Origin of the sequence: Bacillus sp. F19 (assembly GCA_023823795.1) — a bacterium.
In the GTDB taxonomy this organism is placed as follows: Bacteria; Bacillota; Bacilli; order Bacillales; family Bacillaceae; genus Bacillus_P.
Window position 1 is genome coordinate 3,641,673 of sequence record CP085710.1, and the last position, 16,113, is coordinate 3,657,785.

General features: G+C 38.0%; 17 protein-coding genes. 5 read left to right on the plus strand and 12 right to left on the minus strand.

The window, feature by feature from the left end:
* Nucleotides 1-6: 6 nt before the first annotated feature.
* The gene (locus LIT25_18760) at nucleotides 7-453 is read right to left on the minus strand and encodes a DUF4912 domain-containing protein (protein USK32621.1); all 447 of its coding nucleotides are present in this window, start codon (nucleotides 451-453) and stop codon (nucleotides 7-9) included.
* A gap of 171 nt (nucleotides 454-624) precedes the next feature.
* Between LIT25_18760 and LIT25_18765 the strand changes: the two genes are divergently transcribed.
* Nucleotides 625-972: a hypothetical protein gene (locus LIT25_18765; protein ID USK32622.1), complete on the plus strand. Its 348-nt coding sequence runs from the start codon at nucleotides 625-627 to the stop codon at nucleotides 970-972.
* Nucleotides 969-1,445, plus strand: coding sequence for a hypothetical protein (locus LIT25_18770; GenBank protein ID USK32623.1), 477 nt, complete (start codon nucleotides 969-971; stop codon nucleotides 1,443-1,445). The genes LIT25_18765 and LIT25_18770 overlap by 4 nt, the downstream gene beginning before the upstream one ends.
* A gap of 44 nt (nucleotides 1,446-1,489) precedes the next feature.
* Here the strand turns inward: LIT25_18770 and phoU are convergent, their stop codons facing one another.
* The 10 genes from phoU to LIT25_18820 all read right to left on the minus strand — a co-directional run bounded on the left by phoU (nucleotide 1,490) and on the right by LIT25_18820 (nucleotide 12,854).
* Entirely contained in the window at nucleotides 1,490-2,149 is a 660-nt protein-coding gene (gene phoU / locus LIT25_18775) for a phosphate signaling complex protein PhoU (GenBank protein ID USK32624.1), read from the minus strand.
* A 110-nt stretch (nucleotides 2,150-2,259) separates the two neighbouring features.
* Nucleotides 2,260-3,084, minus strand: a complete 825-nt coding sequence (gene pstB, locus LIT25_18780; protein ID USK32625.1) for a phosphate ABC transporter ATP-binding protein PstB — start codon at nucleotides 3,082-3,084, stop codon at nucleotides 2,260-2,262.
* A 32-nt stretch (nucleotides 3,085-3,116) separates the two neighbouring features.
* Nucleotides 3,117-3,995: a phosphate ABC transporter permease PstA gene (gene pstA, locus LIT25_18785; protein ID USK32626.1), complete on the minus strand. Its 879-nt coding sequence runs from the start codon at nucleotides 3,993-3,995 to the stop codon at nucleotides 3,117-3,119.
* Nucleotide 3,996: 1 nt separating this feature from the next.
* Nucleotides 3,997-4,938, minus strand: coding sequence for a phosphate ABC transporter permease subunit PstC (pstC, locus tag LIT25_18790; protein USK32627.1), 942 nt, complete (start codon nucleotides 4,936-4,938; stop codon nucleotides 3,997-3,999).
* A 72-nt stretch (nucleotides 4,939-5,010) separates the two neighbouring features.
* Nucleotides 5,011-5,985 (minus strand): PstS family phosphate ABC transporter substrate-binding protein, encoded by a 975-nt coding sequence (locus LIT25_18795; protein ID USK32628.1) that lies wholly within the window; start codon nucleotides 5,983-5,985, stop codon nucleotides 5,011-5,013.
* A 193-nt stretch (nucleotides 5,986-6,178) separates the two neighbouring features.
* Nucleotides 6,179-8,347 carry a penicillin-binding protein 2 gene (locus LIT25_18800; protein USK32629.1) on the minus strand — a complete coding sequence of 723 codons (2,169 nt, stop codon included), beginning with the start codon at nucleotides 8,345-8,347 and terminating at the stop codon, nucleotides 6,179-6,181.
* Between the two features lie 131 nt (nucleotides 8,348-8,478).
* Nucleotides 8,479-9,765 (minus strand): MFS transporter, encoded by a 1,287-nt coding sequence (locus LIT25_18805; GenBank protein USK32630.1) that lies wholly within the window; start codon nucleotides 9,763-9,765, stop codon nucleotides 8,479-8,481.
* Nucleotides 9,766-9,892: 127 nt separating this feature from the next.
* Nucleotides 9,893-10,501 carry a superoxide dismutase SodA gene (gene sodA, locus LIT25_18810; protein USK32631.1) on the minus strand — a complete coding sequence of 203 codons (609 nt, stop codon included), beginning with the start codon at nucleotides 10,499-10,501 and terminating at the stop codon, nucleotides 9,893-9,895.
* A gap of 136 nt (nucleotides 10,502-10,637) precedes the next feature.
* Complete coding sequence (locus LIT25_18815; protein USK36330.1) at nucleotides 10,638-11,120, minus strand: DUF456 domain-containing protein; 483 nt, start codon at nucleotides 11,118-11,120, stop codon at nucleotides 10,638-10,640.
* A gap of 102 nt (nucleotides 11,121-11,222) precedes the next feature.
* Nucleotides 11,223-12,854 carry a Na/Pi cotransporter family protein gene (locus tag LIT25_18820; GenBank protein USK32632.1) on the minus strand — a complete coding sequence of 544 codons (1,632 nt, stop codon included), beginning with the start codon at nucleotides 12,852-12,854 and terminating at the stop codon, nucleotides 11,223-11,225.
* A 213-nt stretch (nucleotides 12,855-13,067) separates the two neighbouring features.
* On the opposite strand from LIT25_18820, the gene LIT25_18825 reads away from it, so the two are divergent.
* Nucleotides 13,068-13,838, plus strand: coding sequence for a DUF1189 domain-containing protein (locus LIT25_18825; protein USK32633.1), 771 nt, complete (start codon nucleotides 13,068-13,070; stop codon nucleotides 13,836-13,838).
* A 47-nt stretch (nucleotides 13,839-13,885) separates the two neighbouring features.
* On the opposite strand, the gene LIT25_18830 is transcribed toward LIT25_18825, so the two are convergent.
* Nucleotides 13,886-14,128 (minus strand): hypothetical protein, encoded by a 243-nt coding sequence (locus LIT25_18830; protein ID USK32634.1) that lies wholly within the window; start codon nucleotides 14,126-14,128, stop codon nucleotides 13,886-13,888.
* 386 nt (nucleotides 14,129-14,514) lie between these two features.
* Here LIT25_18830 and LIT25_18835 point away from each other — a divergent pair, with 386 nt between their 5' ends.
* Both LIT25_18835 and ispG read left to right on the plus strand, forming a co-directional pair.
* The gene (locus LIT25_18835) at nucleotides 14,515-14,853 is read left to right on the plus strand and encodes a hypothetical protein (protein ID USK32635.1); all 339 of its coding nucleotides are present in this window, start codon (nucleotides 14,515-14,517) and stop codon (nucleotides 14,851-14,853) included.
* Between the two features lie 98 nt (nucleotides 14,854-14,951).
* Complete coding sequence (gene ispG / locus LIT25_18840) at nucleotides 14,952-16,097, plus strand: flavodoxin-dependent (E)-4-hydroxy-3-methylbut-2-enyl-diphosphate synthase (protein ID USK32636.1); 1,146 nt, start codon at nucleotides 14,952-14,954, stop codon at nucleotides 16,095-16,097.
* Nucleotides 16,098-16,113: the final 16 nt, after the last annotated feature.

Here is a 16,113-nt window from a genome sequence, read left to right on the forward strand (position 1 = left end):
CTCCTTCTATTTGTCATATACCGTATAAGCTGAGAATTGCTTTTCCCAGGATTCAGGTTCCCCTTTATAAACTGTCCAGTCAGTATCTCTGCCATCAGTATCCGTCATTTTCAATTCATTTGACTTCAGAATAGTCAGTTTAACATTTTCAGATGTATGCAAAATTAATTCTGCATAGTAGCTGGAAGCTGCTCCTATGCCTTCAATAAAAAGATAAGTGTGTTCATCTGTGATTTTAAAATCTTTATAGTAAAGAGAGCTTTTCTTTTTTTGATAAAGTCTTAACGTTTTTTTCAGAGAAGAAAAAGGCTCCATGCATAATATGGAGATCGCGATCTCAGTTTTAAACCCTACATTCCACTGTAAATACAAAACAGATGGATTTTTCATTATAAGAGTCATTGCATCTCCATGCAGATGGTTTAATTGATCCATCGAGGTCTGATTTACCAAAGGGCTTCATCCCTTTCATTGTTCATTGCTGTTATTATTATGACATAAGTATAATCTATGAGAAAATCACTTGAATTAAGACATTTTTCGACAATTTACATATTACCCTTTAGAATGTATCAAATCTATGATATAAAGAAAAAGGGAAAAAATATTAGAAGGTGAATAAATATGGAGATTATGATCATTGCCCTGTTTGTAGTCAGCATTCTTTTAATTGGCATCTCTTTCTTTCAGAGAGATCACGTAAAAGATATTGAACAGGAAGTTGAACACCTGTCTGTTTCTTCGATGCAAGAAATATACAAGCTGAAGAAAAAAGTCAGAGTGCTGGAAGAAGAAATTCTTCAAAATGATTTGGAGCTTACTGATAATGATTCGATTGACCCTCAGACGCTGCAGCGCATCATTTTGAAACATAATCAAGGCTTATCCACTGAGGCAATTGCAAGATCTGAATACTTAAGCGAAGAAGAGATCGGAGCCATTCTTAGAAAGAATGAGAGGGTCTTAACATGAGCAAAAAAGGATTTCAATCATTCGCAGCCGGAATGATTTTGTCTACATCTGTCCTTGCTGCTACATATTTCATAGGTGACAGCAATGAAAAAACAGCTGTTCCTGTAAACAAAGAATTTACCGAAAATGATATTAAAGAATTTTTAATAAAAAATGGCCAGACAGCGATTGATACAAAAGAGTATGACGAGCTGATTGCGTTTAAAGAAACAACGCTGATTGAAAAACAAAAGCAAGCTGAAGCCCCTCCTGAAGAAAAGCCTCAAAATGAAAAATACACGCTGAAAATTGTAGAAGGCATGAATACAGGTGATGTTTCTGACATCCTTGAACAAGAAGGCGTCATTGCCTCTGCAAAGGAATTTAACGAATTTGTCATTAATGGGAATTATCACACAAAGGTGCGCATGGGAACTTTTGAACTTACTAAAGGCATGAGCTTCAGCGAAATTGTCAATGTACTTGTTAAATAATGAAAGAAGAGCTTGTCACTCCCAGGTGACAAGCTCTTTTGGCCTTATGCATTTAAATCATATCTTCTGCCTTTTACAAGATATAAGACACTTTCAGAAATATTCGTTGCATGATCTGCAGTACGCTCAATATATCTGCAGACAAACATTAATTGAGTAATCTGCTGCATAAGCTCTTTGCGCTCCGGCATGATTTCCAGAAGCTCTTTAATTGTTTGTCCATATAAATCATCTACTTGATCGTCCATATCAGCAACCTTCTTAGCTAATAAGACATCTTCCTCGTTATATGCCTTAACAGAAAGAGAAAGCATTTCTACAGCAAGCGCATGCATTTTTTTGATTGTTTCAATCGGTTTGAATAAAGGTTCATCACCTATTCGGATCGTTGATTTGGCGATATTAACTGCAAAGTCAGCCATTCTTTCGATATCATTAGAAATTTTAATGGCAACAATAATACGTCTTAAATCAATCGCAACTGGCTGCTGTTTTGCAATAAGCAGGATAGCTAAATCATTAATTTCCTCATCCAAATCATCAATGCGCTCATCGTTTTCAATGATTTCGAGCGCCGCTTCTACGTTTTTAGTTTCCAGGGCCTGGATAGCTTCTGTTAAAGCCAGCTCAGTGAGTTGTGCAATTTCATTTAATTTATCACGCAGCAATTTTAAATCGTATTCAAATTTCTCTCTAACCACCATGTTTAGTTCCCTCCAAATTTTTATCTATTTTCTATAATTATAGATGATTGTCTAAAGATATGGGAATAAGTCGTGCAAGTTATCATCTGCACGACTTATTCCTTTAAACATTATCCGAAACGTCCAGTAATGTAATCTTCTGTTCGTTTATCTGAAGGATTTGAGAATAAACGGTCTGTTTCTGAATACTCAACAACTTCACCATTTAAGAAGAACGCAGTCCGATCCGAGATACGTGCAGCCTGCTGCATATTGTGAGTAACGATTACAATGCTGTACTGTTTTTTCAATTCCTGAACAAGCTCTTCCACTTTTAATGTGGAAATTGGATCAAGAGCAGATGTAGGTTCATCCATTAAGATAACATCCGGCTCAATTGCAAGACAGCGGGCGATGCATAGACGCTGCTGCTGACCACCAGATAACCCGAAAGCATTTTCTTTTAGACGGTCTTTTACTTCGTCCCAGATGGCAGCACCCTTTAAACTCTTTTCAACGATTGCATCAAGTGTCTTTTTGTCACGGATCCCATGGATTCTTGGACCGTATGCAACATTGTCATAAATTGATTTTGGGAAAGGATTTGGCTTTTGGAATACCATGCCTACTCGTGTGCGCAGATCTTCCACTCCATAGCCTTTATCAAAGATATTTTTACCGCGGTAGATGATTTTTCCAGATGTTCGAACTGTAGGAATCAGCTCAACCATGCGGTTTAGCGTTTTAATATAAGTAGACTTTCCGCAGCCAGACGGTCCGATAATCGCCGTTACTTCATTTTCATAGATATCCAGGTCAATATTTTTTAATGCCTGATCATTTCCGTACCAAAGGTTGAGATTATCTGTTTTGTAAACGATGCTTTTTTCTTTTTTTGCATTCGTTTCAAATTCTTCGTTTTCCTCGCGCTCTTTCACAATTTTTGTCATTTCCATGTGAAACCTCCTTCATCCATATCAAAAAAATCTTAGTAGCGTTTTTGGAACTTGTTGCGAATTAACACGGCAACTGAGTTCATAACGATCAAGAAAATAAACAATACAATAATTCCTGCAGCAGCAACATTCTGGAAGTCAGCCTGAGGCCTTGAAGCCCAGTTATATATTTGAATAGGTATGACTGTAAATGTGCTCAAGAAACTTTCCGGCAGGTAATTTACAAAGGCAAATGCTCCAACCACAAGCAGAGGTGCAGTTTCGCCAATTGCTCTTGAGAAAGCAAGGATACTCCCTGTTAATATACCTGGTACAGCAGCAGGCAAAACAACTTGACGAATTGTCTGCCACTTAGTAGCACCCATTCCATAAGATGCTTCGCGCATCTCTTTTGGAACTGAACGGATGGCTTCTTGTGATGCAACAACAATAACTGGAAGAACAAGCAGCGACATGGTGAATCCACCTGCGAGAATGCTTCTTCCGAGGTCAAAGAAACGCACGAAAACCGTTAAGCCCAATAATCCGAAAACAATGGAAGGAACGCCTGCAAGGTTGGCAATGTTAATTTGCAGGAAGTTTGTAAATTTATTTTTCTTTGCATACTCCTCCATATATAGTGCCGTCCCTACTCCCAAAATTAAACCAGTTGGAATGACGACAGCCATCATCCACAAGGAACCTACTAATGCAGCTTTTATTCCAGATGCCTCAGGTCTTCTGGAAGCAAAGTTTTGAAAGAATTCCGGAGTCAAATAACTAAATCCTTGAGTGAATATCCGATATAAAAGAATCGCCAGTACAATTAGAGCAAAGCTTGTCGCTAATAAGAAAATACCTTTATAGATACCATTAACGGCCAATCTGCTCGTCATTTTCTTTGCGACAGTGTCTTTATTGATGTAGTTCATTTTAATATTCCTCCCTAAAGCGGCGAGAAATGAACTGCGCCAGTAAATTCATCAGTAATGTAAAGAGGAACAGCGTCATCCCTACAGCGTATATACTATAGTAGATTGTTGTGCCATAACCCGCATCCCCTGAACTTACTTGAACAATATAAGCAGTCATCGTCTGGATCGATTCTGTCGGATCAAATGTCAGCTTAGGTGTAGCTCCGCCTGCAAGAGAAACAATCATTGTTTCTCCGATTGCTCTTGAAATAGCTAAAACAAATGATGCAACAACACCTGATACAGCAGCAGGAAGAACAACTTTTATCGCTACCTCGAATTTAGTAGAACCTAGTGCCAAGGCACCTTCCCGCATTGATTTAGGGACAGAAGTCATTGCATCTTCAGAAAGAGATGCAATCATTGGAATAATCATGATTCCTACAACAATACCCGGACTAAGCGCATTGAAAAATCCTAAGTCTGGAATCATTGATTGCAGCAATGGCGTCACAAATGTAAGAGCGAAGAAGCCATAAACAATCGTCGGAATTCCAGCTAATACTTCTAATATCGGTTTAATAATTCTTCTGACTCGATCTGAAGCATATTCACTCAAATAAATAGCAGAAGCTAATCCTAACGGTAAAGCCACTACCATAGCTATTACAGCTACAAGTAGGGTTCCTGAAATTAACGCAATAATTCCATATGACGGATCGCTTTCAAAGAATGGATACCATTCTTTTTGTGTAATAAAGTCAATAAACGGAACCTGGCTGAAAAAGGTAAATGTTTCAACGATCAGTGTAAATAAGATTCCTACCGTAGTAAGGATGGATATAATTGCCGTCAGCAGCAAAAAAGCAGGAACCATTTTCTCTGTATATTTTATCCAAGATTTTTTCTCTTTTTTTTCTCTGATCAGTTCACTGACAGAGCGGCTAGTTTCAGTTGCCATATTGTGAAAACCCCTTTCCAAAACATGGGAAGATGAGAAGCGGTTACGCTTCTCATCTATTAGATTTTGAAATTATTTTAAACCTTCGATTGTTTCAAGCTGTTCTGTATATTTTTCTTCCGGAAGACTTACATAGCCAACTTCTTCAGATAATGCGCCAGCGTTTTCCAGGTAGAATTTAACAAACTCAGCAACTTGCGGCTTTTCTTTCATTGAAGCGTTATTAACATAAATGTAAAGCGGGCGTGAAAGCGGATTGTACTCGCCAGTCTCAACTGATTCATTAGTCGGTTCAACGGCTTTTCCCTCTTCATTTACGATAGGAACAACTTTCAATGTATCTTTATTTTCCAAGTAGTAAGCATAACCAAAGTAACCCATTGCATTTTTATTGCTTTGTACACCTTTAACTAAAACATTGTCATCTTCAGAAAGAGTAGCTGCTTTAGCAACAGGCTCTTCGTTAAGAATTACCTCATCGAAGTAATCGTATGTCCCTGAATCAGTACCAGGTGAGAATAATGTAATTTTTTCTTTAGGCCATTCAGGGTTAATGTCAGACCACATTTTTTCTTTGCCGTCTTCAACCCAGATCTTTTTCAAATCTTCTACAGTTAATTCTTTAATGAAATCATTTTCTTTGTTAACTACTACTGATAAACCGTCAAATGCTACTTGTAATTCTGTATATTCAATTCCAGCGTCTTTCGCTGCTTTAGCTTCTTCATCTTTAATTGGACGTGATGCTTGAGAAATATCTGTTTCGCCAGCTACGAACTTTTCAAAGCCGCCGCCAGTTCCTGATACGCCGATTGGAGCTTTAACATCTTTGTATTCCATAGCGAATTCTTCAGATACTGCTTCACCGATAGGAGCAACAGTTGATGATCCGTCGATTCCAACTTCACCTTCTAATTGAGCTGCTTCTTCAGAAGATCCATTTTCTGAACCATTGCCTTCTGAACTTTCACCATTTCCACATGCTGCTGCGAATGCAAGCAATGATGAAATCATAATTGTCATGGCTAAAAATTTGAAGCTTTTCATATTTCTTAATTCCCCCTACAAAGTGGTGTTTTTGTCCTACAAGTAATACAATAACGCTAAAGTGTTAACATGGTTTTAATCGAATGTTAAGGTTTTGTAAATGTATGAATAATCGTGTCGTCTTTTGTAGAATGATTTATACATAATAAAAAGCACTCTATATAGAGTGCTTTTATTATTTTCATTTGAATGGCTATCTATTCATTTCATCTTCAATCACCCTTGCATTCTCCGGCTGACCTACACCTTCCTGAATGCCTTCTTTGCTTTGTTCGCTTTTCAGCTCAAAGTATTTATCCATAACCCTTCTTCCGATCAGATTATTAATTGGATGTGAATTTTTAGCTGTATCATAAGCCCATGGCACTACTACAGCAAATGCAACCTCCGGGTTATTGTGGGGAGCATATCCAACAAGTGTTAAGTTGTAGGTAGGAGACAGAAATTTGTCTTTATTGGGCCCATCATAGAAAGCCTGTGCCGTCCCTGTTTTTCCTGCAGGAAAATAATCTGCCCCTGAAAAATAACTATAGGCAGTTCCATTTTTCTCCTGCATTACACGCCTGAAGCCTTCCTGTACCCTCTCAATGTACTCACTCTTCATATCAAGCCGGTTTAAAATTTCAGGGTTTATTGATTGAATGACGGAACCAAGATTATCTTTAGGCGACGGCTCTCTGATCTCTTTTACAAGCTGAGGTTTCATGCGGTATCCGCCGTTTGCTATTGTTGAAACGTATTGTGCCATTTGCAGCGGCGTATACGTATCATATTGTCCAATGGACAAATCAAGCAATAATCCAGGAGTCAGGTCCTCTCCTTTGAAGCCGGTTGCTTCATTAGGAAGGTCTATACCCGTTTTTACCCCTAATCCGAACTGACTGTAATAATTACGGAGCACAGAGAACGCAGACGTATCAAGGGGCAATGATTTGTTTCTTCTGTATTCCCCGTTTGCCATTGCTATCACAGTTTTGAACATATACACATTGGATGACCGCTGCAGAGCTTCAAGATCATCAATATTCCCCATATTGCGGTACGATTTTTTGGGAGGAGATCCCTTAATATATAATGGTTCATCAAGCTGGACAGTTCCGGGTTTAATGACACCGGACTCAAAGCCGGAAAGAACTGTAGCTCCTTTAACTGCAGATCCCATTGTGTATGAGCTGGTCATTGTTCCTAATGCATAATCTTCAAAAACCATTTTTCCGTTTTCGTCTTTTTTAATTTGCTTTCCTGCCATTGACAGCATTTCGCCATTTCTAGGATCCATCATGACGACAAATGCGCGGTCAAGTAAAGCTGTTCCAGGTTTTTTCTTAGCAGCAAGCAGTTCTTCCTCAATAATCTTCTCAACCTCTTGCTGAAGCTGTACATCGATTGTCATGATCAGGTCCTTGCCGCTTTTTCCTTCAGATATAATTTCTGTTTCAAGAATATTGCCGGACTTATCAGTAATATTGCGGGCTTTTGCTTTTTGTCCTTGAAGAATATCCTCATATTGATACTCTAAATAGCTTTTCCCCACCCGGTCATTTCTGCTGTAATCACGGGATGTGAAATAATCCAGACGATCCTCTGGAATGCCTTCTTCTGAAGAGGAGATGCTTCCAATCAGCGTTCTTAAAGTTTTGTCATAAACGTAATGGCGTTCCCAGTCTGTTGTAATATCCACACCGGGTAAATCTTCCAGATGCTCGCTAATATAGGCAAATTCCTGTTCTGAAATATTGTCTTTTTTGATAATTTGCGGCGTTAATGCATACCCGCTGTCCATTTCTCTTTTTATCGAAAGTATTTTTAATTCATCGATTGAAATCTCCTGCAAATCTTTTTCAGTTATCCGCTCAAGCTGAAGATCGTAGAGGTCATCATCGCTCATGACTCCATCAAGAACTTTTTGTCTATCCGCTTTTGTAATTTTCTTTTCTGCTTCTTTTGGACGTGTTAAAATCCAATAATCTTTTTTATCCCTGAGAGTGATTTTTTCTAACTCTTGTTTCAGTTCCTCTTGATCTTCTTTAGAGTTCGTTCTGTCCTGGTCAAAAATCTTTGCAAGCTTTGCTGCAACTTCCAAACGTTCTTCTTGTGACGTAGTATTCGACCTGGTGTATGTAATGGCATTAATAGGTTTATTATCGACAATTGTATTGTAGTTCCGGTCAAAGATTTTCCCCCTCGGAACCGAAGTGCTGATATTCACTTCCTCATTCCGTTCAACTTCATTGCGGTAATCCTCGCCGTATACAATTTGAACAACCCCAAGCCTTAATATCATTCCTGAAAAAACTAAAAATACTAGGAAAAACAAAATATTAAGGCGAAGCTGAACTGTTCTTTTCTTTTTCTTTGACATATAGCACCGCCTTATTTTCTTTAAAAAACACAATAGACACCATTTTAAGGTGTCTATTGTTATAGTTTATGAAAAAAAACGACAAATTTCTACCAAATTCGACACTTGTAACATGATTGTCATATGTGGCGCTAACTGTTTTCTCCATCTACAAGATTCGATTCGGGCATATTTTTTTGACCGTTATCATTTATGGCCTCATTAGATTCCAATAAAGTCACTTTTCGGATAAACAAATAAATAAAGCTATGTCCAGAGCCAATAACCGCAAGTAGAATGGGAATACTCTGCTTTTCATCAAAGAGAGTGACGGCAAGAATGAATAAAAGAATGGATGAGATTCTGCCCAAGTTTAAAAATATTTCTCTTACGACGATATATTCAATTCTCGCTTCAGCTGCATTCCAAGACCGTCCAATCACATCGTAAGTCAGGGAAATATAAGGAACCAGCAGTATGGGATATGCAATCGCAATTGCAATAGCATACATAATCAGCTTTGGATATGTAAGGTCAAACAAGAGCAAAAAGATGGAAGCATATAATAATATTCCCCCGATTAAAATAGATTTTTTTCTCATTTTCTTTGTAATCAGCCGTGTTGCCAAATAGTAAAAAACAAAGGCTACAGCAGAGTTAATCAGGCCATATTTACCAAGGGCAAACTCGCTTCCGGTCGTAATAAATACAAGGACTCCAATGACGAAAATGAATGTTCCTTCCCTAATCCCCTGAAAAAAGTGGGCGTTTGTAATCATTCTCCAATTGACATTCCGTTTTCTTTCCTTCAATACGTCAAGCAGCAAATACCTGCCGTGTGCATGTCTTCTCTTTAAAAAAAGGCTTAATATAACGGCACAAAAAAATAATCCGAGTGAAATAGAAAAGATTGACTTATACCCAATATCACCTGCAAATCTTGAGATCACAAAACCTGCGACAATAGGACCGATCATGCCAGCAGAGGATGACATGATTCCTAAAAACCCGTTAAAAAAATCTCTTGTCTCAGGTTCTGTAATTTCAAATGTAAGCACATTAAAAGACAGCCAGTAAAACCCCGATCCAATCCCAAGCAGCCCTCCAAGCAAGATGATATTATTCGCTGCATTATTTCCTATTAAAAGCACCGATAAATAAAATACAGCTAAAAAAGCAACACCAAGCCTGAAAACTATTACACGATCAATTTTTTTTGCCCATCTTCCCGCAATAACAAACGTGACTGGCTGCATGATCACAATGGACAAATTATAAATACCCAAATCCAGAAAACTGCCGGACTGTTTCCAAAGATATACATTGACAAAAGAGTTAGATAGGGCGATTCCCAAAGAATATAATCCTCCAATAATCAGCAAAAGGATTAGTTCCTTATTGACTTCTACATCTCCAAATAATTTTTGCAACTTTGACATACTTTAAAACTCCCCTTTATTAGCTAACCATTAGTCTGTCTTTATGAGGTGGAGTTATGTATCCTAAATTTAACAGAAAAAAGCAGGAGATCTTAATAGACCCCCTGCCTTTAATTCGCTAAAAAAATTACTTCGCTTCTTCGTAGCGTCTTGTAACTTCTTCCCAATTGACTACATTCCAGAATGAAGAAATGTAATCCGGGCGGCGGTTTTGATAATTCAGGTAGTATGCATGCTCCCAAACGTCAAGGCCAAGAATAGGAGTTTTGCCTTCCATTAAAGGAGAATCCTGATTAGGAGTGCTTGTTACTTCTAATTCGCCGTTATTGACAACCAGCCAAGCCCAGCCAGATCCAAAGCGAGTTGCTCCAGCTTTAGCAAATTCTTCTTTGAATGTTTCAAAGCTTCCAAATTTGCTGTTGATTTTATCAGCAAGCTCACCAGATGGAGCTCCTCCGCCATTTGGGGAAAGAATTGTCCAGAAAAGGCTGTGGTTTGCATGTCCGCCGCCATTATTGCGGACTGCCGTACGTGCTGCTTCAGGAACTGCATCCAAGTTAGATACTAGTTCTTCAACGCTTTTGCTGAGAAGATCATCGTGACCTTCTAATGCTGAGTTTACGTTTGTGATATACGTGTTATGATGTTTTGTGTGATGAATGTTCATTGTTTCCTTATCAATATGCGGTTCTAATGCATCATAAGCATAAGGCAATTGCGGTAGTTCGTAAGCCATTTAAATCTCCTCCTTAAATTGTATGTAAATAGGAAGCTTATTCTTTCATAAGCTTGTCACTTTAAGATTACCAAAATTGTCCGATTGTTTCAATTTAAAAGCATTAAATATGTTTTGTTTGCATTATATATCGTCTTTATAGAACCACGAATAAAAAATAACCAATCATAATCAGCTGAATGATTGTTTTTGCAAACACACCGGATATAAATCCGATCAGTGATCCAAGACCTATTTTAACTGATTCTTTCATATCCTTTTTATGAACAAGAAGCTCTGCAATAACTGCACCAAGGAATGGTCCAATAATAATTCCTGCAACCGGAATAAGAAACGGACCTATCAATAAGCCTATTGTACTTCCCCATATAGCAGCCTTGCTACCGCCGACTCGTTTGATCCCCATTAAGTTTGACACATAGTCCGCCGCAAATAAAACCGCAACAAACACACCTTCAATCAGCCAGAATTGATATCCGTATTCCTGAAAGCCAAAAAATGCACCATAGAGAAGAAATCCTCCAACTATAAAAATGACGCTGGGTATAATTGGATAGATCAATCCGGCAAATGCAATGATAAACATTAATATAATCAGTGCCCAGTAAATAATCTCCACTGCCATCCACCACCATTCCATGATCTCTTATAAAACTGATGTAAAAAAAGCAAGAGCATAAGCCCTTGCTTTCATTATAACTGAAACATTCTTTTTTAAACATTATTTACGATAGCCTAAAACTGCCTCTGCAATGTTTACAGAATGATCACCGATTCTTTCAAGATTGCTGATAATATCTACAAACACAATGCCTGCTTGGCCAGTACAGCTACCTTCATTAATGCGAAGGATGTGTTTTTTGCGGAGCATGCGCTCCATTTTATCAATTTGATCTTCAGACTTCATAACCCTTGCTGCTAAAGATGTGTCTTTGTCATCTAATGCCGATATGGCATCTTTGATTGTTTGAATGGTTAATGCAAACATTTCCTCCAGATCTGCATATGCAGAATCTGTCAGTTTTACTTTATTTGCTAATTGATAATCAACAAGCTCAACGATATTTTCGAAATGATCACCCACGCGCTCAATATCTCTTAGAGCATCCATTAGTGCAGTGTGTTCTTCAGATTCATATGCAGACATTTCTGCTCTTGAAATGAGTACAAGATAATCTGTTATTTTGCGGTCAAGATTATTTATTGCATCCTCGATTTGATAAGCAGTATCTGAATGTTTTTGCTGATGGGTTTTTAGATATTGATTTGCTTCTTCAAGTCCTAAAGCGGCAAACTGTCCCATTCGCAGAATTTCCTCTTTAGCCTGGCCGAGTGCTATTGATGAAGATTGTTCAATGAAAAGAGGATCTAAATGCTTTGCTTTGTATTCCATCATTGCATCTTCTCCGGGAATCAGCTTTGTAACTATGTATGCAAGACCCCCGATAAACGGCAGCTGGATTATAGTATTTGTAACATTGAAGGTTCCATGGGCAAATGCAATCGTCATTTCTGGATTTAATCCTAAATTCATCTTCAGCATTCCTATAAAAGTTGTAAATAAAGGCAAGATTACTAAAAAGATTGCCGTACCTATTAAGTTGAAAAGAACATGTGTTAACGCAGCGCGCCTTGCAGCTACTGAAGCACCAATTGAAGCAAGGACTGCAGTTATAGTCGTTCCGATATTATCTCCAAACAGCACAGGCAGTGCAGCGTTAATATCAATTAGCCCCAAGCCATGCAATTCCTGCAGAATTCCAATGGTCGCACTGGAACTTTGGACGATTACTGTAAATACAGTTCCAATTACTACACCAAGAAGCGGATTATCGCTCATGCTGATTGTTAATTCCTGAAATTCTTCTAAAAAGCGCAAAGGCTGCATGCCTTCGCCCATAAGTTCCAATCCGAAGAAAAGAGCTCCAAAACCAAATATAATTTGACCGATGTTGTGTATTTTTTTATTTTTAAAAAAGAAAAGTAATACAGACCCTGCAAATAGGACAGGAAGCGCGTATTCAGAAATATTAATACCGATAATAAATGCCGTGACAGTGGTTCCAATGTTTGCTCCCATTATCACCCCAATTGCCTGTCTTAAACTCATAAAGCCTGCACTGACGAGACCTATTGTAATAACAGTCGTTCCGCTGCTTGACTGAATGAGGATGGTAACAAATATACCTGCTAGAACACCCATAATTGGATTTGTTGTAAATTTATCTAGAACATCCCGAAGTCTGTCACCTGCTGATTTTTGCAGACCGTCTCCCATGAATTTAATACCAAATAAGAAAATTCCCAGTCCGCCAACAAATTCAAATATCATTTTCTGTATATCTAAATCCAACCTATTTCAACCCCCAGCATCTTTAATCGACAACTTTCTACAACCTCCCCAATTATTATCGAATTGTGGATTATATGTAAAGGTATTTAGCCTTATTTTCTTAAAAATTTACAATTTCTTAATATTAATTTAGGCACTATACCTTTAGCCTTGTTTCTTTCTGCTGAGATGTATAAAATGAAAGCTGGATTATAATGAAGGAAGTGTACATAAATGAACATTTTTAAACAGTTTGCTAAAAGTTTATACTCTCCAAAGTCGATTTCCATGTTTAGATTTCAAGGAATAGGCAAAACCATTCTTTATGTGTTTTTACTAACCCTGCTTGCGACTCTCCCCATGGCAATCTACATGTCTACCGGCATTTCAGGGCTGTTGAAAGGATTAGATTCTACCCTGCAGGAAGACCTTCCTGACTTTAAAATAGAGGAAGGCACCCTAATTTCAGATACAGCTGAACCGCTTGAATTTAAAAAAGATGATTTATTTATTGTTTTCGATCCAACTGGGGCCTTTACAGCTGACGAGATTGAAAATAAGCAAAACGGAATTGGCCTTCTAAAAAATGAATTTGTTTATGCAGTTGCGGGCCAAGCTCAAAGCTATGATTATTCCATGCTGAATACAATGACTTTAACAAAAGAAGACATATCCCAATACTCATCTCAATTTGAAAATGTACTTCCCATTGTTTTGAGTGTTGTCATTGTCATGCTGTTCCTTTTTACAGCAGCTTCTAAATTCATTGAAATTACCTTTTTAGCTATAGTCAGCATTCTTTTTAAAAATAGTTTGAAGCGAAACGTTAATTTTAAACAACTTTGGGTCATGTCGGCATATGCTGTTACTCTTGCCACTGTTTTCTTTCTCATCATGGAGTTTCTTCAAGTTTCCGTACCGAGCGGAATTTTCGTTAACTGGTTTGTTAACCTGATCATGTTGTATCTTGCTTTAAAAGAAATTCCTGCAGCCAGAAAAAAATGAAACACTTAAAAAGCGAACCCCTTCATCCAAGGGGTTCGCTTTTTAACTCACTTTGTATTCTTTTGTGTACTTGAAAGATTTCTGGATAAATCCGTTAATTTTTGCCCTATTTGGTGAGTCCTGTTCATCTGAGCAATTTGCACTCCTGAAGCTGCGAGCATCTGTTCAGCCTGCACAGCTCCAGCTCTTACTATCTTTATCGCCTCAACAAGCTGACTATTATGTACGATCACATCATCAGCGGGTTCCCTGAGCTGCTCCCCCGTTACTGACAAATCTCCTGTAGTCAATGTTGCCTACCATCTTCTGCATTTGCGTCATCATTTGGTTAAAGCTTTTCATGAGTGAATTTATTTCAGGAATCGATGATTCTACATGGATATGCTTTGTTAAATCACTCTAAAAATTCTAATTCTTCTTCCACAAGATAAGCAAACATTAAATTACCTGCAATTTCACCGGTTAATTTCATTTTGATTCATCCTTCCCATTAGATCTATGAAAATTTCCCCGAATAATTATTAAGCAAATGTAAAGCCACCATTAATTTAATAAAAATATGCCTATATTTCAGAAGAAATCTAGGTCTTTTTACCTCTTTTCACTAAAAAAAGGACATATTCGAATGGGACAAGCATAAAAATAACTATCGTGAAATTACTGGGAGATGATTTTGTTGAAGCGTCTTATGATCTTCATTTTATTTATATTTCTGATCTATATCGTCTACTATGATATGAACAGCGGTACGATTGCCATAAATCCTCCTCTTGCGGCAAATGATGACCCTGCTGTAGAAACAATATCTTCAAGTTCTAAACCTTACACCGAAAAAAAGATCAATCAGGGAGAAACCGTTCTTACAATTGTCGAGCAGCTTCATAAGCAATTCCCTGTCCCGATTGATCAAATCAGAAAAGATTTTGAAAAGCTTAATCCAAGCGTAAAAGCTGACACGATACAAGTAGGAAAAACATATAAATTTCCGCTTTATGAAAAAGAAGTTGCTTCATAATTCTTGTCAATATTAAGCACACACTGTTACAATATGTGAGAGAAAGCACAATTTCTCGCATTGATCGATAAAAATGGTTAACATGATAATATAGAACCATGATTATTAATTTAAGGAGCGATTTACACGTGAGTGAAATCATACATCGTACCAAAACCCGTCCTGTTAAAGTTGGTAATTTAACAATTGGCGGAAACAATGAATTAGCCATCCAAAGTATGACAACCACGAAAACACACGATGTGGAAGCTACGGTCGCTGAAATCCTGCGATTAGAAGAAGCAGGCTGTCAAATTGTTCGTGTCGCTTGTCCGGATGAACGTGCAGCCGATGCTATAGCAGAAATAAAGAAACGCATTAATATTCCACTTGTTGTAGATATTCATTTTGATTACAAGCTTGCACTTAAAGCAATTGAGGGCGGAGCAGATAAAATCAGAATCAATCCAGGCAACATCGGCAGACGCGAAAAAGTTGAAGCCGTTGTAAAAGCTGCAAAAGAAAAAGGTATCCCAATCCGCATTGGGGTTAATGCCGGTTCATTAGAAAAGCGTATTATTGAGAAATACGGTTATCCAACAGCAGACGGCATGGTTGAAAGTGCCCTTCATCATATAAAAATTCTTGAAGATCTGGATTTTCACGATATTATCGTATCGATGAAAGCATCTGATGTGAACCTTGCGATTGAAGCATATGAAAAAGCTGCAAAAGCTTTCGATTATCCGCTTCACTTAGGCATTACAGAGTCGGGCACCCTTTTTTCAGGCACTGTTAAGAGTGCTGCCGGCCTTGGCGCCATCCTAAGCAAAGGCATCGGAAATACTCTGCGCATCTCACTTAGCGCTGATCCAGTTGAGGAAGTAAAAGTTGCAAGAGAGTTATTAAAATCTTTTGGACTGTCTTCAAACGCAGCAACACTTATTTCATGTCCTACCTGCGGCCGGATTGAAATTGATTTAATCAGCATCGCAAATGAAGTTGAAGAGTATATTTCAACTATTAAGGCTCCAATCAAAGTTGCGGTTTTAGGCTGTGCAGTTAATGGACCTGGAGAAGCACGGGAAGCTGACATTGGAATTGCGGGTGCAAGAAAAGAAGGACTTCTTTTCATGAAAGGGCAAATTGTCCGAAAAGTGCCTGAAGAAACAATGGTTGAAGAATTGAAAAAAGAAATTGATAAAATTGCGGCAGAATATTATGCAAAACAGGAAGCTGAAAAAGCATCTGCCGAAATCCAATAAAAACAAGCTTGGCATT